Here is a 14,703-nt window from a genome sequence, read left to right as displayed (position 1 = left end):
CCGCCGTCAGCGGCACGGGGACGTCGGCGCCCTCGGCGAACTTGTGAATCGACGGGCTGTAACCCATGAGACCTCCTCGACGACCCATGACAAAGGCCCCGCCGCTCGAAAGCGGCGGGGCCTTTGCCCACATGGGATGAGTGGAGATGGCGGGAATCGAACCCGCGTCCAACGGTGCGGAATCAGGGCTTCTCCGTGTGCAGTTCGCTGCGCTTTTCTCGGCCCCGGCGATCACGCGAACAAGTCGCCGACGGGCCCAGTCACTGTTTGGTTTCCCATCGAGCCCCGTGACCGGGCTCGATGGTTTAGTTCCCTAGATTATGCCAGGATCCGGGCCGGGAACGCTCCCGGGCTGACACCCATTTGGGACCTTCGTTCACTGCTTATCAGGCAGCGAGGGTGAAGGCCTGGGAATCGCGCTTGGTAGTGGCGATTATTTTTTGCGACATATGGTTTACGAGATCATTGCCGCTTCCTCGACACGCTTCCCCTGCTTCGACAGCCGCTGTCGAAACCGATCATCCCCATGTTGTGTTGACAATCCCCTCCGGAGAGGGGCGCGCACCCGCTGTGGGGTGCAGTAGCCATCGTACGTGACCAACCCAGGTCGGTGCCAGCGTATTCCCTACGCCCCGCGCTGCCTCCGCTTCACCGCCGCGATCGCGCGGTCGGTCTCCCGGCGGTCCTGCTTCTCGCGGAGCGTCTGGCGCTTGTCGTACTCCTTCTTGCCCTTCGCCAGCGCGATCTCGACCTTGGCCCGGCCGTCCTTGAAGTACAGCGCGAGGGGCACGATGGTGTGGCCCGTCTCGCCCGACTTCGACTCCAGCTTGTCGATCTCGGCGCGGTGCAGCAGCAGCTTCCGCTTGCGCCGGGCACTGTGGTTGGTCCACGTGCCCTGGCTGTACTCCGGCACGTGCACGTTGTGCAGCCACGCCTCGTTCCCGTCCAGCTGGACGAAGCCGTCGACCAGCGACGCCCGGCCCTGGCGCAGGGACTTCACCTCGGTCCCGGTGAGGACCAGGCCGGCCTCGTAGGTGTCGATGATGAGGTAGTCGTGCCGCGCCTTCTTGTTCTGCGCGATCAGCTTGCGCCCTTTTTCCTTAGCCATAGTGCCGCCCATTTTCGCACTACGGAGGGGTCCTGCGGAAAGTCGATTACGAGGGGCTCGCGAGGCCCCGCAGGACGGTCCCGGCCCGCTGGAGGGCGTCCTCGCCGGTCTCCAGGTCGGGCGTGATGCCCCGGCCGTCGACCCCGCGGCCTGAGGGGGTGCGGTAGTGGCCGACGGTGAGCTCCGCGACGGAGCCGTCGGGCAGCCGGCTCGGCATCTGGACCGAGCCCTTGCCGAAGGTGCGGGAGCCCACCACGAGGGCCCGTCCGCGGTCCTGCACGGCGCCGGTGAGGAGCTCGGCCGCGCTCATCGTCCCGCCGTCGACGAGCGTGACCAGGGGTCTCGTGGTGTCCCCGCCGGACTCGGCGTGCAACGCCCGCTGCTCGCCCTCGACGTCGTAGGTGGCGACCAGGCCGCCGTCGAGGAAGGCGGAGGCGGCGGTCACGGCCTCGGTGACCAGGCCTCCGGAGTTGCCGCGCAGGTCGAGGACGATCCCGGCGCCGGGCGGGGACTGGCGGACGGCTTCGCGGACCTGGCGGCCGGAGCCCTTGGTGAGGGTGGCGACCTTGATGACGGTGACGCGGCCGGCGAGTTCCCGGACGGTGACGGAGTCCGTGGACAGCTGGGCCCTGCGCAGGGTTTCGGTCCACGCCCGTGTGCCGCGCTCCAGGCCGAGGCGGACGGCGGTGCCGGCGGGGGCGTCGGTGGCGTCCCCGCGCAGTAAGGAGACGACCTCGGTGACGGGCCGGCCGTCGGTCTTCTCGCCGTCGACGCTGCGCAGCAGGTCTCCGGGGCGGATCCCGGCGGTGGCGGCGGGCGAGCCGGCCCGCACCTTCGTCACCTCGATACGGCCGTCCCGCTCGCTGCGGGCCCACAGGCCGACGCCGGTGTACTGGCCGTCGAGGGAGTCCTCGAACTCCTCGTACTCGCCCCGGGAGTAGACGGCGCCCCATCGGTCGCCACTGCGGCTGACGGCGCGTTTGGCGGCCTGGATCGGGGACTTGCCGTCGGCCATGGCCTCCTCGGCCGCCCTGGCGACGTCCGCGTGGTGCCCGGCCGGTCCGGCCGAACGGGCCTCGTCCCGGGCGGACTTCACCTCGCCCTGCGGCAGCGCCCCCGTGGCCGCACCGGCGACGAGCACGCTCGTGAACACCAACGTCAAAGCGGCCCCGCGACGGATACGGCGGGGCTGACAGAACGGGTCACGACCTGACATGCCGGTGAGTCTAGGACAAGCGGAAGGGCCGTACGGTCGGTTGACCGCACGGCCCTTCTTGGCATGCGTCACACCTTCAAGTACTTGCGCAGCGCGAAGAACGCCGCCAGCGCGGGCATCAGAAGGCTCGTCGCGAGGATGAGCGGCAGATACTTCAGCACCGCGCCCCAGCCGATGAAGTTGATCAGTGTCAGCTGATCGGCCAGGGCCAGTCCGTGGTCGATGAGGAAGTACCGGGCGATCAGCAGGAAGCCGCACGCGAGGGTGCCGCCGATGAGTCCGGCGACCGCGGCCTCCATGATGAACGGCGCCTGGATGTAGAAGCCGGAAGCGCCGACCAGCCGCATGATGCCGGTCTCACGCCGGCGGCTGAACGCCGAGACGCGCACGGTGTTGACGATCAGCATCAGCGCGACGACCAGCATCAGCGCCATCACCGCGCGGGCGGCCCAGTTCATGCCGTTCAGCAGCTTGAAGAGGTTGTCCAGGATGCCCTTCTGGTCCTGCACGGACTGCACGCCGTCCCGGCCGTTGAAGGCGGTGGCGATGACCTGGTACTTCTCCGGGTCCTTCAGCTTGATGCGGTACGACTCCTGCATCTGGTCCGGCGTGAGGGAGCTGGCGAGCGGGGAGTCGCCGAACTGCTCCTTGTAGTGCTTGTACGCCTGGTCCTGCGTCTCGTACGTGACCGCCTGGACGACGTCCATCTTGTCGAGGTCGGCCTTGATCTGCGACTTCTGGTCGTCGGTCACCGCGCCCTTGGCGCAGTTGGGGTCGGACTCGGCGTCGCTCTTGTTGCAGAGGAAGATCGAGACGTTGACCTTGTCGTACCAGTAGCCCTTCATCGTGTTGACCTGGTCACTCATCAGGAGCGACCCGCCGAACAGGGCGAGCGACAGGGCGACGGAGACGACGACGGCGAAGGTCATCGTCAGGTTGCGGCGGAGACCGACACCGATCTCCGACAGGACGAACTGGGCGCGCATGGCGACTGGTTATGCCTTTCCGTGGATCTCGGGTGCGGTATCAGTGCTGGTAGCCGTAGACACCGCGGGCCTGGTCGCGGACGAGGCGGCCCTGCTCCAGTTCGATGACGCGCTTGCGCATCTGGTCCACGATGTTCTGGTCGTGGGTGGCCATCACCACGGTCGTGCCCGTCCGGTTGATGCGGTCGAGCAGTTTCATGATGCCGACGGAGGTCTGCGGGTCGAGGTTGCCGGTGGGCTCGTCGGCGATGAGCAGCTTGGGGCGGTTGACGAAGGCCCGCGCGATGGCGACGCGCTGCTGCTCACCACCGGACAGCTCGCCGGGCATCCGGTCCTCCTTGCCGCCGAGCCCGACGAGGTCGAGCACCTGCGGCACGGACTTGCGGATCTCGCCGCGCGACTTGCCGATGACCTCCTGCGCGAAGGCGACGTTCTCGCCGACCGTCTTGTTCGGCAGCAGGCGGAAGTCCTGGAACACCGTCCCCAGCTGGCGCCGCATCTGCGGGACCTTCCAGTTGGAGAGGCGGGCGAGGTCCTTGCCCAGAACGTGCACCTGACCGTGGCTGCACCGCTCCTCGCGGAGGATCAGCCGCAGGAAGGTGGACTTTCCGGAGCCGGAGGACCCCACGAGGAAGACGAACTCGCCCTTCTCGACCTCCAGGGAGACATCCCTGAGGGCGGGGCGGGTCTGCTTGGGGTAGACCTTGGAGACATTGTCGAATCGGATCACGGATGCACCACGGGTCGCCGGGGGTAGATGAGCGTGACCATACGCGACCCGGGTGGGGCATCGCAGTCACCGACCGTGGTTGCGCCATGGATGTGCCGTTTTATCCGAGCACCGAGGGGCGCGGGGTGACTGTGCGTACAACCACAGAAAACGCGCAGCCGCGCGACGGCCGACGGAACCTGGCAAAGTGGAGGGGGGAACATTCCCGCCCCCGCGGACGTTGGACTCGTGGAACCGGTGCAAGGAGGGCAAGCGCATGACGTACGACCGGCTGGTGTGCGCGAACTGCGCGTCCCCCGTGAACGAGGGCCGCTGCCCCGTGTGCCGCGCGAACCGCGAGCGGCTGCAGCAGGAGAACTTCCTCGCGGGTCTGAATCCGATGGCCCTGATCGCGCTGCTGACGGTGCTGATCGCGGCGGTGGCCCTGCTGGCGCACCAGACCGCGTGAGGGCGTAGGCAGCACCCGGACATGGCCGAGGGCCCGGAGCGAATCGCTCCGGGCCCTCGGTGTTGCGCTGTACCCCACGGTCCGCGTGGCCACGGACCGTGAGGACGCGGCTACCGTCAGGCGGCAGCCCCGCCGCGGCCGCCCACGAGGCGCGGCAGCAGACGGAAGCCGACACCGCCGGCGATCATCGTGGCGGCGCCGATCACCAGGAAGGTGGTCTGCGCGGCACCCGTCTCGGCGAGCTCCTGGCCGTTGCCCTGGGCCTGGGCCTGCGGGGCGGGGGTGGAGTCCGAGCCGATCTCGGTGAGGGAGGAGGAGCCCTCCTCCTGCGGCGAGGTGCCGCCGTCGGGGTCGGCGTTGTTGCCGCCGCCGTTGCCGCCGCCGTTGCCGTTGCCGTTGCCACCACCGTTGCCGTTGCCGTTGCCGCCGCCGGTGCCGTTCCCGTTACCCGGGTCGGTCGGGGCGACAGTCGGGTCCTCGGTCGGCTCGGTGGGCTCCTCCGTGGGCTCGGTCGGCTCCTCGGTGGGCTCCTCGGTCGACGGCGGGTCCGTCGGGAGGTCCGTGGGCGGGTCGGTCGGGAGCTCGGTCGGCGGGTCGGTCGGCGTCGGGGACGGCGACTCGTCGGCGCACAGGATGCCGAGCAGGCAGTCGTCGGCCTCCGCGGCGGATGCGGCACCGGCGGCGGTCAGCGAGGCACCGGCGGCGATCACGGCACCGGCTGCTATCCGCGCGACACGGATCCGCGTCTTCTTCGTCATGTGGTTGCTACCCCCAGTAGCTCATCGTCATTAGGCAGCGCTCGGGGCTGTGCTCGACGGGGACGGCTGGAGTGAAAAGGGCCCCCGGTTCACATGCGCCCCAGAGACACGCATGCCGCGCTTTACCCTTCCCATTTTTCAAGAACACGTCAAGGCCGTTTGCGGCCGCCATGTCCAACTACGGGGGCTATGCCGGGAGTCTGAGCCTGTGAGTGTGATGTAAAACCCGGACATCCGGGCATGGAAAAGGCAACTGCCGCCCGGAAGGCGGCAGTTGCCTTGTCGACAAACTTACTTCTCCTGCTGCTTGCGCCAGCGAATTCCGGCCTCGAGGAACCCGTCGATCTCGCCGTTGAACACGGCCTCGGGGTTGCCGACCTCGAATTCGGTGCGCAGGTCCTTCACCATCTGGTACGGGTGCAGGACGTAAGAACGCATCTGGTTGCCCCAGGAGCTCCCGCCGTCCTTGAGGGCGTCCATCTTGGCCCGCTCCTCCTGGCGCTGCCGCTCCAGCAGCTTCGCCTGGAGAACGTTCATGGCGGTCGCCTTGTTCTGGATCTGCGACCGCTCGTTCTGGCAGGAGACGACGATGCCGGTGGGGAGGTGGGTGAGGCGCACCGCGGAGTCGGTGGTGTTGACGCCCTGGCCGCCGGGGCCGGACGAGCGGTACACGTCGACCCGCAGCTCGGACTCGTCGATCTCGATGTGGTCGGTCTGCTCGACCACGGGGAGGATCTCGACGCCCGCGAAGGAGGTCTGGCGGCGGCCCTGGTTGTCGAAGGGCGAGATGCGCACGAGGCGGTGCGTGCCCTGCTCGACGGAGAGGGTGCCGTAGGCATAAGGAACCTGCACGGCGAAGGTGGTCGACTTGATGCCGGCCTCTTCCGCGTAGGAGGTCTCGTAGATCTCGGTCTTGTAGCCGCGCTGCTCGGCCCAGCGCAGGTACATGCGCTGGAGCTTCTCGGCGAAGTCGGCGGCGTCGACGCCACCGGCCTCGGCGCGGATGTTCACCAGCGCCTCACGGGAGTCGTACTCACCGGACAGGAGGGTACGGACCTCCATCTCGTCCAGCGCCTTCTTCACGGCGGTGAGCTCGGACTCGGCCTCGGCGCGGGTGTCCGGGTCGTCCTCCTCCTCGGCCATCTCGAAGAGGACGCCCAGGTCGTCGATGCGACCGCGCAGGGCCTCGGCCTTGCGCACCTCGGCCTGGAGGTGGGACAGCTTGCTGGTGATCTTCTGCGCCTCATCGGGGTTGTCCCAGAGGGACGGCGCGGCCGCCTGCTCCTCGAGCACGGCGATGTCTGCCCTCAGCTTATCGAGGTCCAGAACGGCCTCGATCGACTCCATGGTCGAGGAGAGGGACTTGAGCTCTTCGGATACGTCGACGACTGCCACGCCCTCCAGCGTAACGGCTTCGCCCGGCGGCCATCGCCGGGCGGCCGGAGCCGACTGCTCACGGGGTGTGCGGGGCGGAGTTCTTCGTGTCCTGGGGAGGTGCGCCGCCGTCGTCGTCCGACGTGGTCAGCCAGGCGCCGACGCCGATCGCCGCCACGAGGGCGACCGCGCCCGCTCCCAGGGCCACCCGGCGCCGCCGGGTGGCGGCGCGGTTGCGGGCCGAGCCCGGGCGGGGGGTGCCCGCGGTGCGCGGGGCCCGGGCCGTGCCGTGGGCGCCCCCGGCCAGCTCGTCGGGGGCGGGGACGCGCATCGAGGTGTGGGTGTCACGGTTGGAGTCGGTGGGTTTCGCGCCCGGCACCAGGGGGACCGCGCCCCGTCGCCGGACCCGCTCCCCGGTCGGCGCCGGTCCGGGCGGCTGCTCCTCGCGGTCGGCCTCCTCCGCGGACTCGGTGTCCGGCTCGTCGACCTCCAGCGGGGGCATGCCCGCCAGCATCGGCAGCAGCTCCCGCAGCCGGGCGCCGAGCTCGGAGGCCCGCAGCCGCGAGGCCGGGGCCTTGGCCAGGCACTGCACGAGCAACTGCCACAGCTCGTCCGGGATGCCGGGCAGCGGGACGACCGTCTCCGTGACGTGCCGGCGCAGGACCGCGCCGGGGTGGCCGCCGCCGAAGGGCGTGAAGCCCGCCAGCAGCTCGTAGAGGACGGTGGCGAGCGCGTAGATGTCGACGGACGCGCGCGGGGGCAGGCCCTCGACGATCTCCGGGGCGAGGTAGTCCGGAGTGCCGATGATCTTCGTGGCCTTGGTCCGGCGCGGGGTGTCGATGAGCTTGGCCACGCCGAAGTCGGTCAGCAGCGCGCGATGGGAGCCGCCGGGGCCGAGCGGGCCCTGCATGTCCAGGAGCACGTTCTCCGGTTTCACGTCCCGGTGCACGACACCCGCCGCGTGGGCGGCCGCCAGCCCGTCGGCGATGTCGGCCGCGATCGCGACGGCCGCCTCGGGGGCCAGGCGCCGGTCCCGGTCCAGCCGGGTGCGCAGATCCGTGCCGCGGACGAGGTCCATGACGAGCGCCAGGTCGTTGCCGTCGACGACCAGGTCCCGCACCGACACCACGTGCGGGTGCTCCAGGCCGAGCAGCGCCGTGCGCTCCTGCACGAAGCGGCCGACGAGTTCCTGGTCGGACGCGAGGTCCTCGCGCAGCAGCTTGATGGCGACGGGACCTTCGGGGCCCTCGCCCAGCCACACCGTGCCGGCGCTGCCCCGCCCGAGGATCTGGTGGGCGGTGTACCGGCTGCCGATCTTCCGTGCCAAGGCTGCTCCTACCGACGCGTGTTGTCGCTAAAACTACGCGTCCGGAGAGCCAACCTTCACCGTGGAGGCGGAAATCACCCGCCGGGTGTCGACAAATCACCAACCCCGCGGGGCGGTTCCGGTCAGTTCGTGCCGGAACTGCTCCCGCCGAGCTTCTCGAACCAGCCGGTCACGGTGTTGAACCAGTCGGTGAGCTGGTCCCAGTAACCCTTGGTGGTGCCGATCCACTCCTGGAGCGGGCTCAGTTCCCAGATCAGCCAGCCCGCGACGAACAGGATGACGATCGTGAAGAGGCAGCCCTTCAGGCAGCCGAGGCCGGGGATCCGCATCGGGTTGGCGCTGCGCTGCCGCGGCTGCCGGGGCTCGCGCTGGGGCTGCTGCGGCTGGGGCGGCGGCGCGGGCGGGGCGTAGCGCTGCGGCGGCTGGGGGCGCTGGGGCTGTGGTGCGTACTGCTGGGGCTGCTGCTGCGGATGGCCGTAGCCGGGTCCGGGCGGGGGTGCCTGGCGGCGCGGGGGCTGCTGCTGGGGCCGGGCCACCTGGCGCTGGGGGCGGCGGCGCAGCGGGTCCTCGCCGGGGTCGAGGTACTGGACCTGCGTCTGCTCGTTGCGGTCGCGGGCCGCCCGCAGCTGGTTCTGCCAGGGGTGCGGGTCCTCCGGGCCGCCCTGCCCGCCCTGCCCGCCCTGCTGTCCGGGGTGGCCGGGCGAGCCCGGCGGGACCGGCGGCATGACGGCGGTCGGGTCGGCCGCGCCCCGGTGGTTCATGACGGCGGTGGGGTCGGCGGCGCCGACCGGGCCGCCGGTGTGCGGCATGACGCTGGTCGCGGCGTTCGGGTCGTACGAGCCGGCGCCCTGCGGGAGGACCTGGGTCGGGTCGGCCTCGCCGGACATGTCCGGCACCGGCGCGGGGGCCGGGTCGGGCACGAGGAGCATGCCGACGCCCTCGGCGGCGGCGATCTGCGCGGAGTTCGCGTGCACCCCGATGCCCTCGGCGACGACGCGCAGGCCGCGGGCGAGGTTCTCGGCGCTGGGCCGTTCGTCCGGGTTCTTGCGCAGACAGCGCTCGATGACCGTCCAGAGCGGGTCGGGGACCGTGGAGGGGCGGCGCGGCTCGGCGCTCAGGTGCTGGTGCAGCACCTCGAGGGCGGAGCCGCCGGCGAACGGCGGACGGCCGGTGACCAGCTCGTACAGCAGGATGCCGGCGCCGTAGATGTCGACGGCGGAGGTCTGCGGGCGGCCCTCGGCGGACTCGGGCGCGACGTAGGCGGGCGTGCCGACGAACTCCTGGGTGCGGGTCAGTCCCGGGGAGTCGGCCAGGCGGGCGATGCCGAAGTCGGTCAGCAGCGGGTGCATCTGCCCGTCGTACTGCTTGAGCAGGACGTTGGCCGGCTTGAGGTCGCGGTGCACGACGCCGTCGGCGTGGCTGGCGGCGAGCGCGTCGGCGATCTGGGCGGTGAGCAGGGCGGCGGCGACCGGGGTGAACGGTCCGTTCTCACGCAGGTAGCGGTGCAGGTCGGGGCCCTCGACGAGGTCCATGACCAGCGCCAGCAGCTCGCCCTCGACGACCAGGTCACGGACCCGGACGATGTTCGGGTGGGTCAGCCGCAGCAGGACGGACCGCTCGCGCAGGAACCGCATGACGATGTCCGGGTCGCCGGCCAGCTCCTCTTTGAGGACCTTGATCGCGACGGTCTCGCCGGGCTGCCCCGGCACGGCCGCTTCGGCGCCCGCGGTCTCGCGCTGGCGGGCTCGCCAGACGGTGCCCGTGGCGCCGCGTCCGAGCGGCTCCTCGAGGAGGTACTTGCTGCCTACCGGCCGCACGTCATGCGCTCCCTGGTGCTTGCCTTGCCTGCTGGCCTGTCCGACCCACTGTAGTGCCGGGGGGCCGGGGACCGGTGTGTCGTCTTTCTGTGGGTCTCACGTATGGGTCTTACGTAGCGGCCCTCACCGGTGTTCGAAGGAAAGACGCTCACGTCGGTCCGGTGGTTGCCGGGAGTGAGCGTGACTGATCTCAAGCGATCGCCTGTGGGTCATCTCTCAGGCACTTTTGCGGGCAGAGCCGACCAATCAAGATCACGTTTTCCGGAGCGAGGGGCGCACTGTCAGTGGCAGGTGCGAGGATGCTGGCAGTACTGGCCGACGTGCTGGGGCGGGGTGGGGGACTCCGCGCCCGGGCAGAAGGGACCGCTGACGGCGATGCAGATCCGGCTGACCGTCGTAGATCCGCTGGGCCCGTCGGCGCCGGCGCGGGACCGTGCCCCGCGCAGCGACGTGCTGGTCACGGCGCCCGCCGGTACGGCTCTCGCCGCGGTGGCGGCCGCGCTCGCCCAGGTGGTCTCCGGTGGTGACGGCTCGGGCACGCCCGTGCTGTACGCCGGGGAGCAGCGGCTCGACGCCCAGCGCTGCACGCTCGGCGAGCCCCCGCTGACCGACGGTGCCGTGCTGGCCGTGGGCGCCCCGGGCGAGCCCGAGCCGCATCCCGAGCTGGACGACGCCCCGGCCCAGCTCCAGGTCGTCGCCGGCCCGGACGCCGGCGGTGTCCATCTCCTGCACGGCGGCGAGATCCGCGTCGGCCGCTCCGCCGACGCCGACGTACCGCTCGACGACCCGGACGTCTCCCGGCTGCACTGCACCGTGACGGTGAGCGCGGACGGCCGCGTCGCGGTCGCCGACCTGGACTCCACGAACGGCACGACGGTGAACGGCACGCGGGTGGGCGGCCAAGCGGTCCCCTTCGCGCCGGGTGCGCTGCTGCGGATCGGTGAGTCGGCCCTGCGGCTGGTTCCCGCCGGGGGGCCGGGTGGCCGGGTGGAGACGACCCCGGACGGGGAGGGGCACGTGCGCGTGGCCGGGCCCGCCGGGGACGCGTCCGCATCGCACGCACGCGTGGCGGACCCGGGACCGGCCGGTCCCGCCGGTCCCACCCATCACACCTACGGCTCGGCGGCATGGGGCACGCCCGGTGCCTCCGGGCACGGCCCGGCTGATCCGGCCGTGGTGCCGGGGCAGGGCGGTGCGGCGCGGATCGAGAGCGGGGGCGCGGGCACGGCGCCGGAAGCGCCGGAGGGGCGAGGGAACGGCAGCGGGTCCCGGCCTGCGGGCGGCGGCGAGACCTACTCGGGGGGCGGCGGGAGCGAGGTGCCGCCCGGGGGCGCGGCTCATCCAGCGGACAGTCGGATTCCAGCACCCGCCAGGGGCACCGGGGGTGCGGCCCGCGGCGGAGACAGCCGTGGCCAGACGCCCGCCCGGGACGCCGGGGACGCGGCACGCGCGGGAGACGGCCGGAGCGGGGTGCCGCCCCAGGGCACCGGAGGCACGGGGGCCAGCCGGAGTCAGGCGCCCGCCCGGGGCGCCGGGGACGGCCGGAATCAGGCGCCGGCCCGCGACGCCGGGGCTGCGCCCCATGCCGGAGACGCGGGGAGCGACGCACCAGTCCGGGGCGCCGCAGGCGTCGCGGACAGCCGGAGCCAGGCGCCCTCCCGGGGCGCCGGGGGCGCGGCACGCGCCGGAGACCGCCGTGGCCAGACGCCCGCCCGGGACGCCGAGGGCGCGGCACGCGCCGGAGACCGCCGGAGCGGGGTGCCGCTCCGGGGCGCCGCAGGCGTCGGGGAAGGCCGGAGTCAGGCGTCCCCCCAAGGGATCGGGGGCGCGGCCCACGCCGGAGACGGCTGGAGCGAGGTGCCGCCCCGGGGCGCCGGAGGTGCGGGGAGCAGTTGGGGTCAGGCGCCCGCCCAGGGCGCCGGGGGCGCGGCACGCACGGGTGACAGGCGGAGTGAGGTACCGGCACAGGGCTCCCGCGGTGCGGGGAACAGTCCGAGTCGGGCGCCCGCCCAGGGCGCCGCGGGCGCGGCGCGTTCGCAGGCGGCCGGCGGCGGAGCGAGGTCGGGGGCCGCAGAGACGCACGGGGCGCCCACCCGGCAGCAGTCAGCCGCCCAGGGTCCGTCGCCCATGACTGCTGCCGATTTCCCGGCCCGGCCGGTGAACGGCGCCGGGGACACACACGCTGGCCGTTCCGGGATCGGGGAACTCGGCGTAGCGGACGGAACCGGACCGCGCCCCGGAGGGCCGGACGGGCCGATCGCTTCCACCGGTACCGACGACCCGGCCCTCGCGGACCAGCGCTCCGGCCGTGGACGCAAAGGCACTCCCCTCCGCGGCACCGACGTACCCCCGGGGACCCGCAGGCGCGGCGGGCTCGGGGCGTGGGCCCGGCGGCTGGCCGGAGGGCGCGGTGAGCAGCCGGCGGAACCGCGCGAGGTCCACGAGGACGAGCCGTCCGCCCTGTTGGCGGAGCACCAGCCGGTCGTCGCGCCGGCCGCTCCGGAGACCTGGCCGGACCCGGCCACGCTGTTGCTCACGGCCCTCGGGCCCGGACCGCGGCTGTGGGAGCGCGGCCTCGGTCACCCGGAGGCGCTGGCCGTGCGTCTCGGTACGGCCGACCGGGCGGCACCGGACGGCTCGGGCCTGCTGCCCGCCGTACCCGTGACCGCCGGACTGCGCGAGGTCGGTGCCCTGGGGCTGGCCGGGCCGCGGGCGCGGCTGGCCGGGCTGGCCCGTGCCGTGCTGGCCCAGCTCAGCGCGTTGCACTCCCCCGACTCGCTGGAGATCGTCCTGATCGCCGCGGACCGTTCACGCTCCTTGGAGGAGCGCACCGCCGAGTGGTCCTGGCTGGGCTGGCTGCCCCACGTCCGCCCGGGGCACGGGCAGGACTGCCGGCTGCTCCTGGCCCACGACCGCGAACAGGCGGCGGCCCGCACCGACGAACTCACCCGCCGCCTGGAGGACCAGCTGGCGGAGGCCGGTCTCGGCAACCCCGCGAGCGTCGGCAGTCCCACGAGCGTCGGCGGCTCCTCGGGGCTCGGAGGCCCCTCGGGGCTCGACGGTCCGGCGGCGACGGCCTCGGCAAGCGGCAGCGCACGGACCACCGCAACCACCGCCCCGGCCCCGCACGCCTCCGCCCCGGCCCCCCGCCGCCCCTCCTGGGCCCGGGAGGACGACACCGGCGCCGATGCGACAGCCGGGTTTCCCGGCCCGTACACCGTCGTGGTCGTCGACGGCGACCCCGGTGGCGCGGACCTGCGCGAAGCCGTGGCGCGGCTGGCGCTCGAGGGCCCCCGGGCAGGCATACACGTCGTCTGCCTGGCCGAGACGGCCGCCGCCTCCCCGGCCTCTCCGGTGACGGAGACGTACGAGGCGGCCTGCGCGGCGGCACCGACCTTCCGGCAGTGCGGCGCGGTCGCGCTGCTCAGCGGGGACGTGGCGACGGCCCTGCGGCTGATGCGCGTGGCCCGGGTCGGCGGTGACGGCTCGGCGGCCGGGCCTGTCGGACACGGCACCGTAGCCACCGTCGACGCCGTCTCCGCGGCCTGGGCCGAGCGGTTCGCGCGGGCGCTGGCGCCGCTGCGGACGGACGGCCCGGCGAGCGAGCGCCAGCCGCGCGTCTCCGCACCGCTGCCGCAGGCGGCCCGCCTGCTGGACGAACTGGGCCTGGCCCGGGCCACCCCGGCCTCGCTGATGGCGCGCTGGGCGGACGCGGCCGACGACGCCGACGCGCTGGGCGGTCGCGTGCGCGCGGTGCTGGGCGCCGGGCCGCGCGGCCCGGTCTGCGCGGACCTCGCGCTCCAGGGACCGCACCTGCTGATCGAGGGCCCCCCGGGCAGCGGCCGTACGGAGCTGCTGCGGGCGGTTGTGGCGTCCCTGGCCGCCGCCGAGCGGCCGGACCGCCTCGGCATCGTGCTGGTCGACGGTCGCGGCGGACCGGGCGCGGGCGGCGGGCACGGCGACGGCCTGCGGGTGTGTACGGACGTACCGCATGTCACCACGCTGCTCATGGCACACGACCCCGTGCGGATGCGGGAATTCGCGCAGTCCCTGAGCGCCGAGCTGAAGCGGCGCGCCGAGTTGCTCGGGCGGTCGGACTTCGCCGAGTGGCACACCGGGCGCGAGCTGTCGGGCCGTATCGTCGCCCAGCGCACGGCGACGGCGCGGGGTGGCGACCGGGCCGAGGCCACGTCCCAGGGAGGGGCCGGGGATCTCGACTCCCCGTCCAGTTCGACCATGCGGCTGCGGCCCGGAGCCGCCCGGCGGCAGACGGAGGCGGCCGCGCCGCCGCTCCCCCGGCTCGTCGTGGTCGTCGACGACCTGGACGCACTCGTCTCCCCGGCGCTCGGCTCGACCGGGCGGCCCGCGGCCGGATCGGTGATGCGCGCGCTGGAGGCCGTGGCCCGGGAGGGCGAGCGGCTCGGCGTCCATTTGGTGGCGGCCACCGGCCCGTGCGCCCGTACGGCGGAGACGGAACCGGCGCGCCGGGCCACCCTCCGCGTCGCGCTCGACGCCCCTTCCCCGGGCCCGGACGAGCCCGCCCCCGGCCGGGGAAGGCTGACCGGTCCGGACGGGCGGGTCATCCCCTTCCAGGGCGGCCGGGTCACCGGCCGGATCCCCCGGACGGCGACGCTGCGCCCCACGGTCGTGCCCCTGGAATGGCACCGCATGGGTGACCCTCCGGCCCGCCGTCCGGTGCGGGAGCTCGGAAACGGACCGACCGACCTGGCACTGTTGGCCAGCGCGCTGGAAAGGGCGGCGCGGGAGGTCGCGGCGGCGAAGGTGCCGTCGCTCCTGTGACCGAGGACGGCCGCCGGCCCCACCGGCGTCATGGGGCCGAGTCCCTGGTCACGAGGGAGTCACGATCCCCCGGTTGACAGCCGACGCCATCTTGCCGCCCCCGCACACCCGGGCGTAGACCAGATCGCACGGGAGCGCG

General features: G+C 73.0%; 10 protein-coding genes and 1 other RNA gene. 2 read left to right on the top strand and 9 right to left on the bottom strand.

What is annotated here, in order from left to right; all coding sequences use genetic code 11:
• Positions 1–138: 138 nt before the first annotated feature.
• The 5 genes from ssrA to ftsE form a co-directional block, all read right to left on the bottom strand.
• Positions 139–526, bottom strand: a transfer-messenger RNA (tmRNA) gene (ssrA, locus tag BJ965_RS23625).
• A gap of 99 nt (positions 527–625) precedes the next feature.
• Positions 626–1,108, bottom strand: coding sequence for an SsrA-binding protein SmpB (gene smpB, locus BJ965_RS23620; RefSeq protein ID WP_142163541.1), 483 nt, complete (start codon positions 1,106–1,108; stop codon positions 626–628).
• A 46-nt stretch (positions 1,109–1,154) separates the two neighbouring features.
• Positions 1,155–2,324, bottom strand: coding sequence for a S41 family peptidase (locus BJ965_RS23615; RefSeq protein ID WP_184910529.1), 1,170 nt, complete (start codon positions 2,322–2,324; stop codon positions 1,155–1,157).
• Positions 2,325–2,392: 68 nt separating this feature from the next.
• A complete protein-coding gene (gene ftsX, locus BJ965_RS23610) occupies positions 2,393–3,310 on the bottom strand; it encodes a permease-like cell division protein FtsX (RefSeq protein ID WP_184910527.1) in 918 nt (305 codons plus the stop codon).
• A gap of 40 nt (positions 3,311–3,350) precedes the next feature.
• Positions 3,351–4,040: a cell division ATP-binding protein FtsE gene (gene ftsE, locus BJ965_RS23605; RefSeq protein ID WP_184910525.1), complete on the bottom strand. Its 690-nt coding sequence runs from the start codon at positions 4,038–4,040 to the stop codon at positions 3,351–3,353.
• A gap of 256 nt (positions 4,041–4,296) precedes the next feature.
• Here ftsE and BJ965_RS23600 point away from each other — a divergent pair, with 256 nt between their 5' ends.
• Positions 4,297–4,488 (top strand): hypothetical protein, encoded by a 192-nt coding sequence (locus BJ965_RS23600; RefSeq protein ID WP_030837676.1) that lies wholly within the window; start codon positions 4,297–4,299, stop codon positions 4,486–4,488.
• Positions 4,489–4,604: 116 nt separating this feature from the next.
• On the opposite strand, the gene BJ965_RS23595 is transcribed toward BJ965_RS23600, so the two are convergent.
• The 4 genes from BJ965_RS23595 to BJ965_RS23580 all read right to left on the bottom strand — a co-directional run bounded on the left by BJ965_RS23595 (position 4,605) and on the right by BJ965_RS23580 (position 9,764).
• Positions 4,605–5,246, bottom strand: coding sequence for a hypothetical protein (locus BJ965_RS23595; RefSeq protein ID WP_184910523.1), 642 nt, complete (start codon positions 5,244–5,246; stop codon positions 4,605–4,607).
• A gap of 291 nt (positions 5,247–5,537) precedes the next feature.
• Positions 5,538–6,641, bottom strand: coding sequence for a peptide chain release factor 2 (gene prfB / locus BJ965_RS23590; RefSeq protein ID WP_184910521.1), 1,104 nt, complete (start codon positions 6,639–6,641; stop codon positions 5,538–5,540).
• Between the two features lie 58 nt (positions 6,642–6,699).
• Positions 6,700–7,947, bottom strand: a complete 1,248-nt coding sequence (locus BJ965_RS23585) for a serine/threonine-protein kinase (RefSeq protein WP_184910519.1) — start codon at positions 7,945–7,947, stop codon at positions 6,700–6,702.
• A 122-nt stretch (positions 7,948–8,069) separates the two neighbouring features.
• On the bottom strand, positions 8,070–9,764 hold the full coding sequence (locus tag BJ965_RS23580) for a serine/threonine-protein kinase (protein ID WP_184910517.1): 1,695 nt from the start codon (positions 9,762–9,764) through the stop codon (positions 8,070–8,072).
• Positions 9,765–10,139: 375 nt separating this feature from the next.
• Between BJ965_RS23580 and BJ965_RS23575 the strand changes: the two genes are divergently transcribed.
• Entirely contained in the window at positions 10,140–14,564 is a 4,425-nt protein-coding gene (locus tag BJ965_RS23575) for an FHA domain-containing protein (RefSeq protein ID WP_184910515.1), read from the top strand.
• Positions 14,565–14,703: the final 139 nt, after the last annotated feature.

Origin of the sequence: Streptomyces luteogriseus, from assembly GCF_014205055.1 — a bacterium.
Classification (GTDB): Bacteria; Actinomycetota; Actinomycetes; order Streptomycetales; family Streptomycetaceae; genus Streptomyces; species Streptomyces luteogriseus.
Note: the sequence above shows the minus strand (reverse complement) of the source record. Positions and strands in the feature narration are given on the sequence as shown.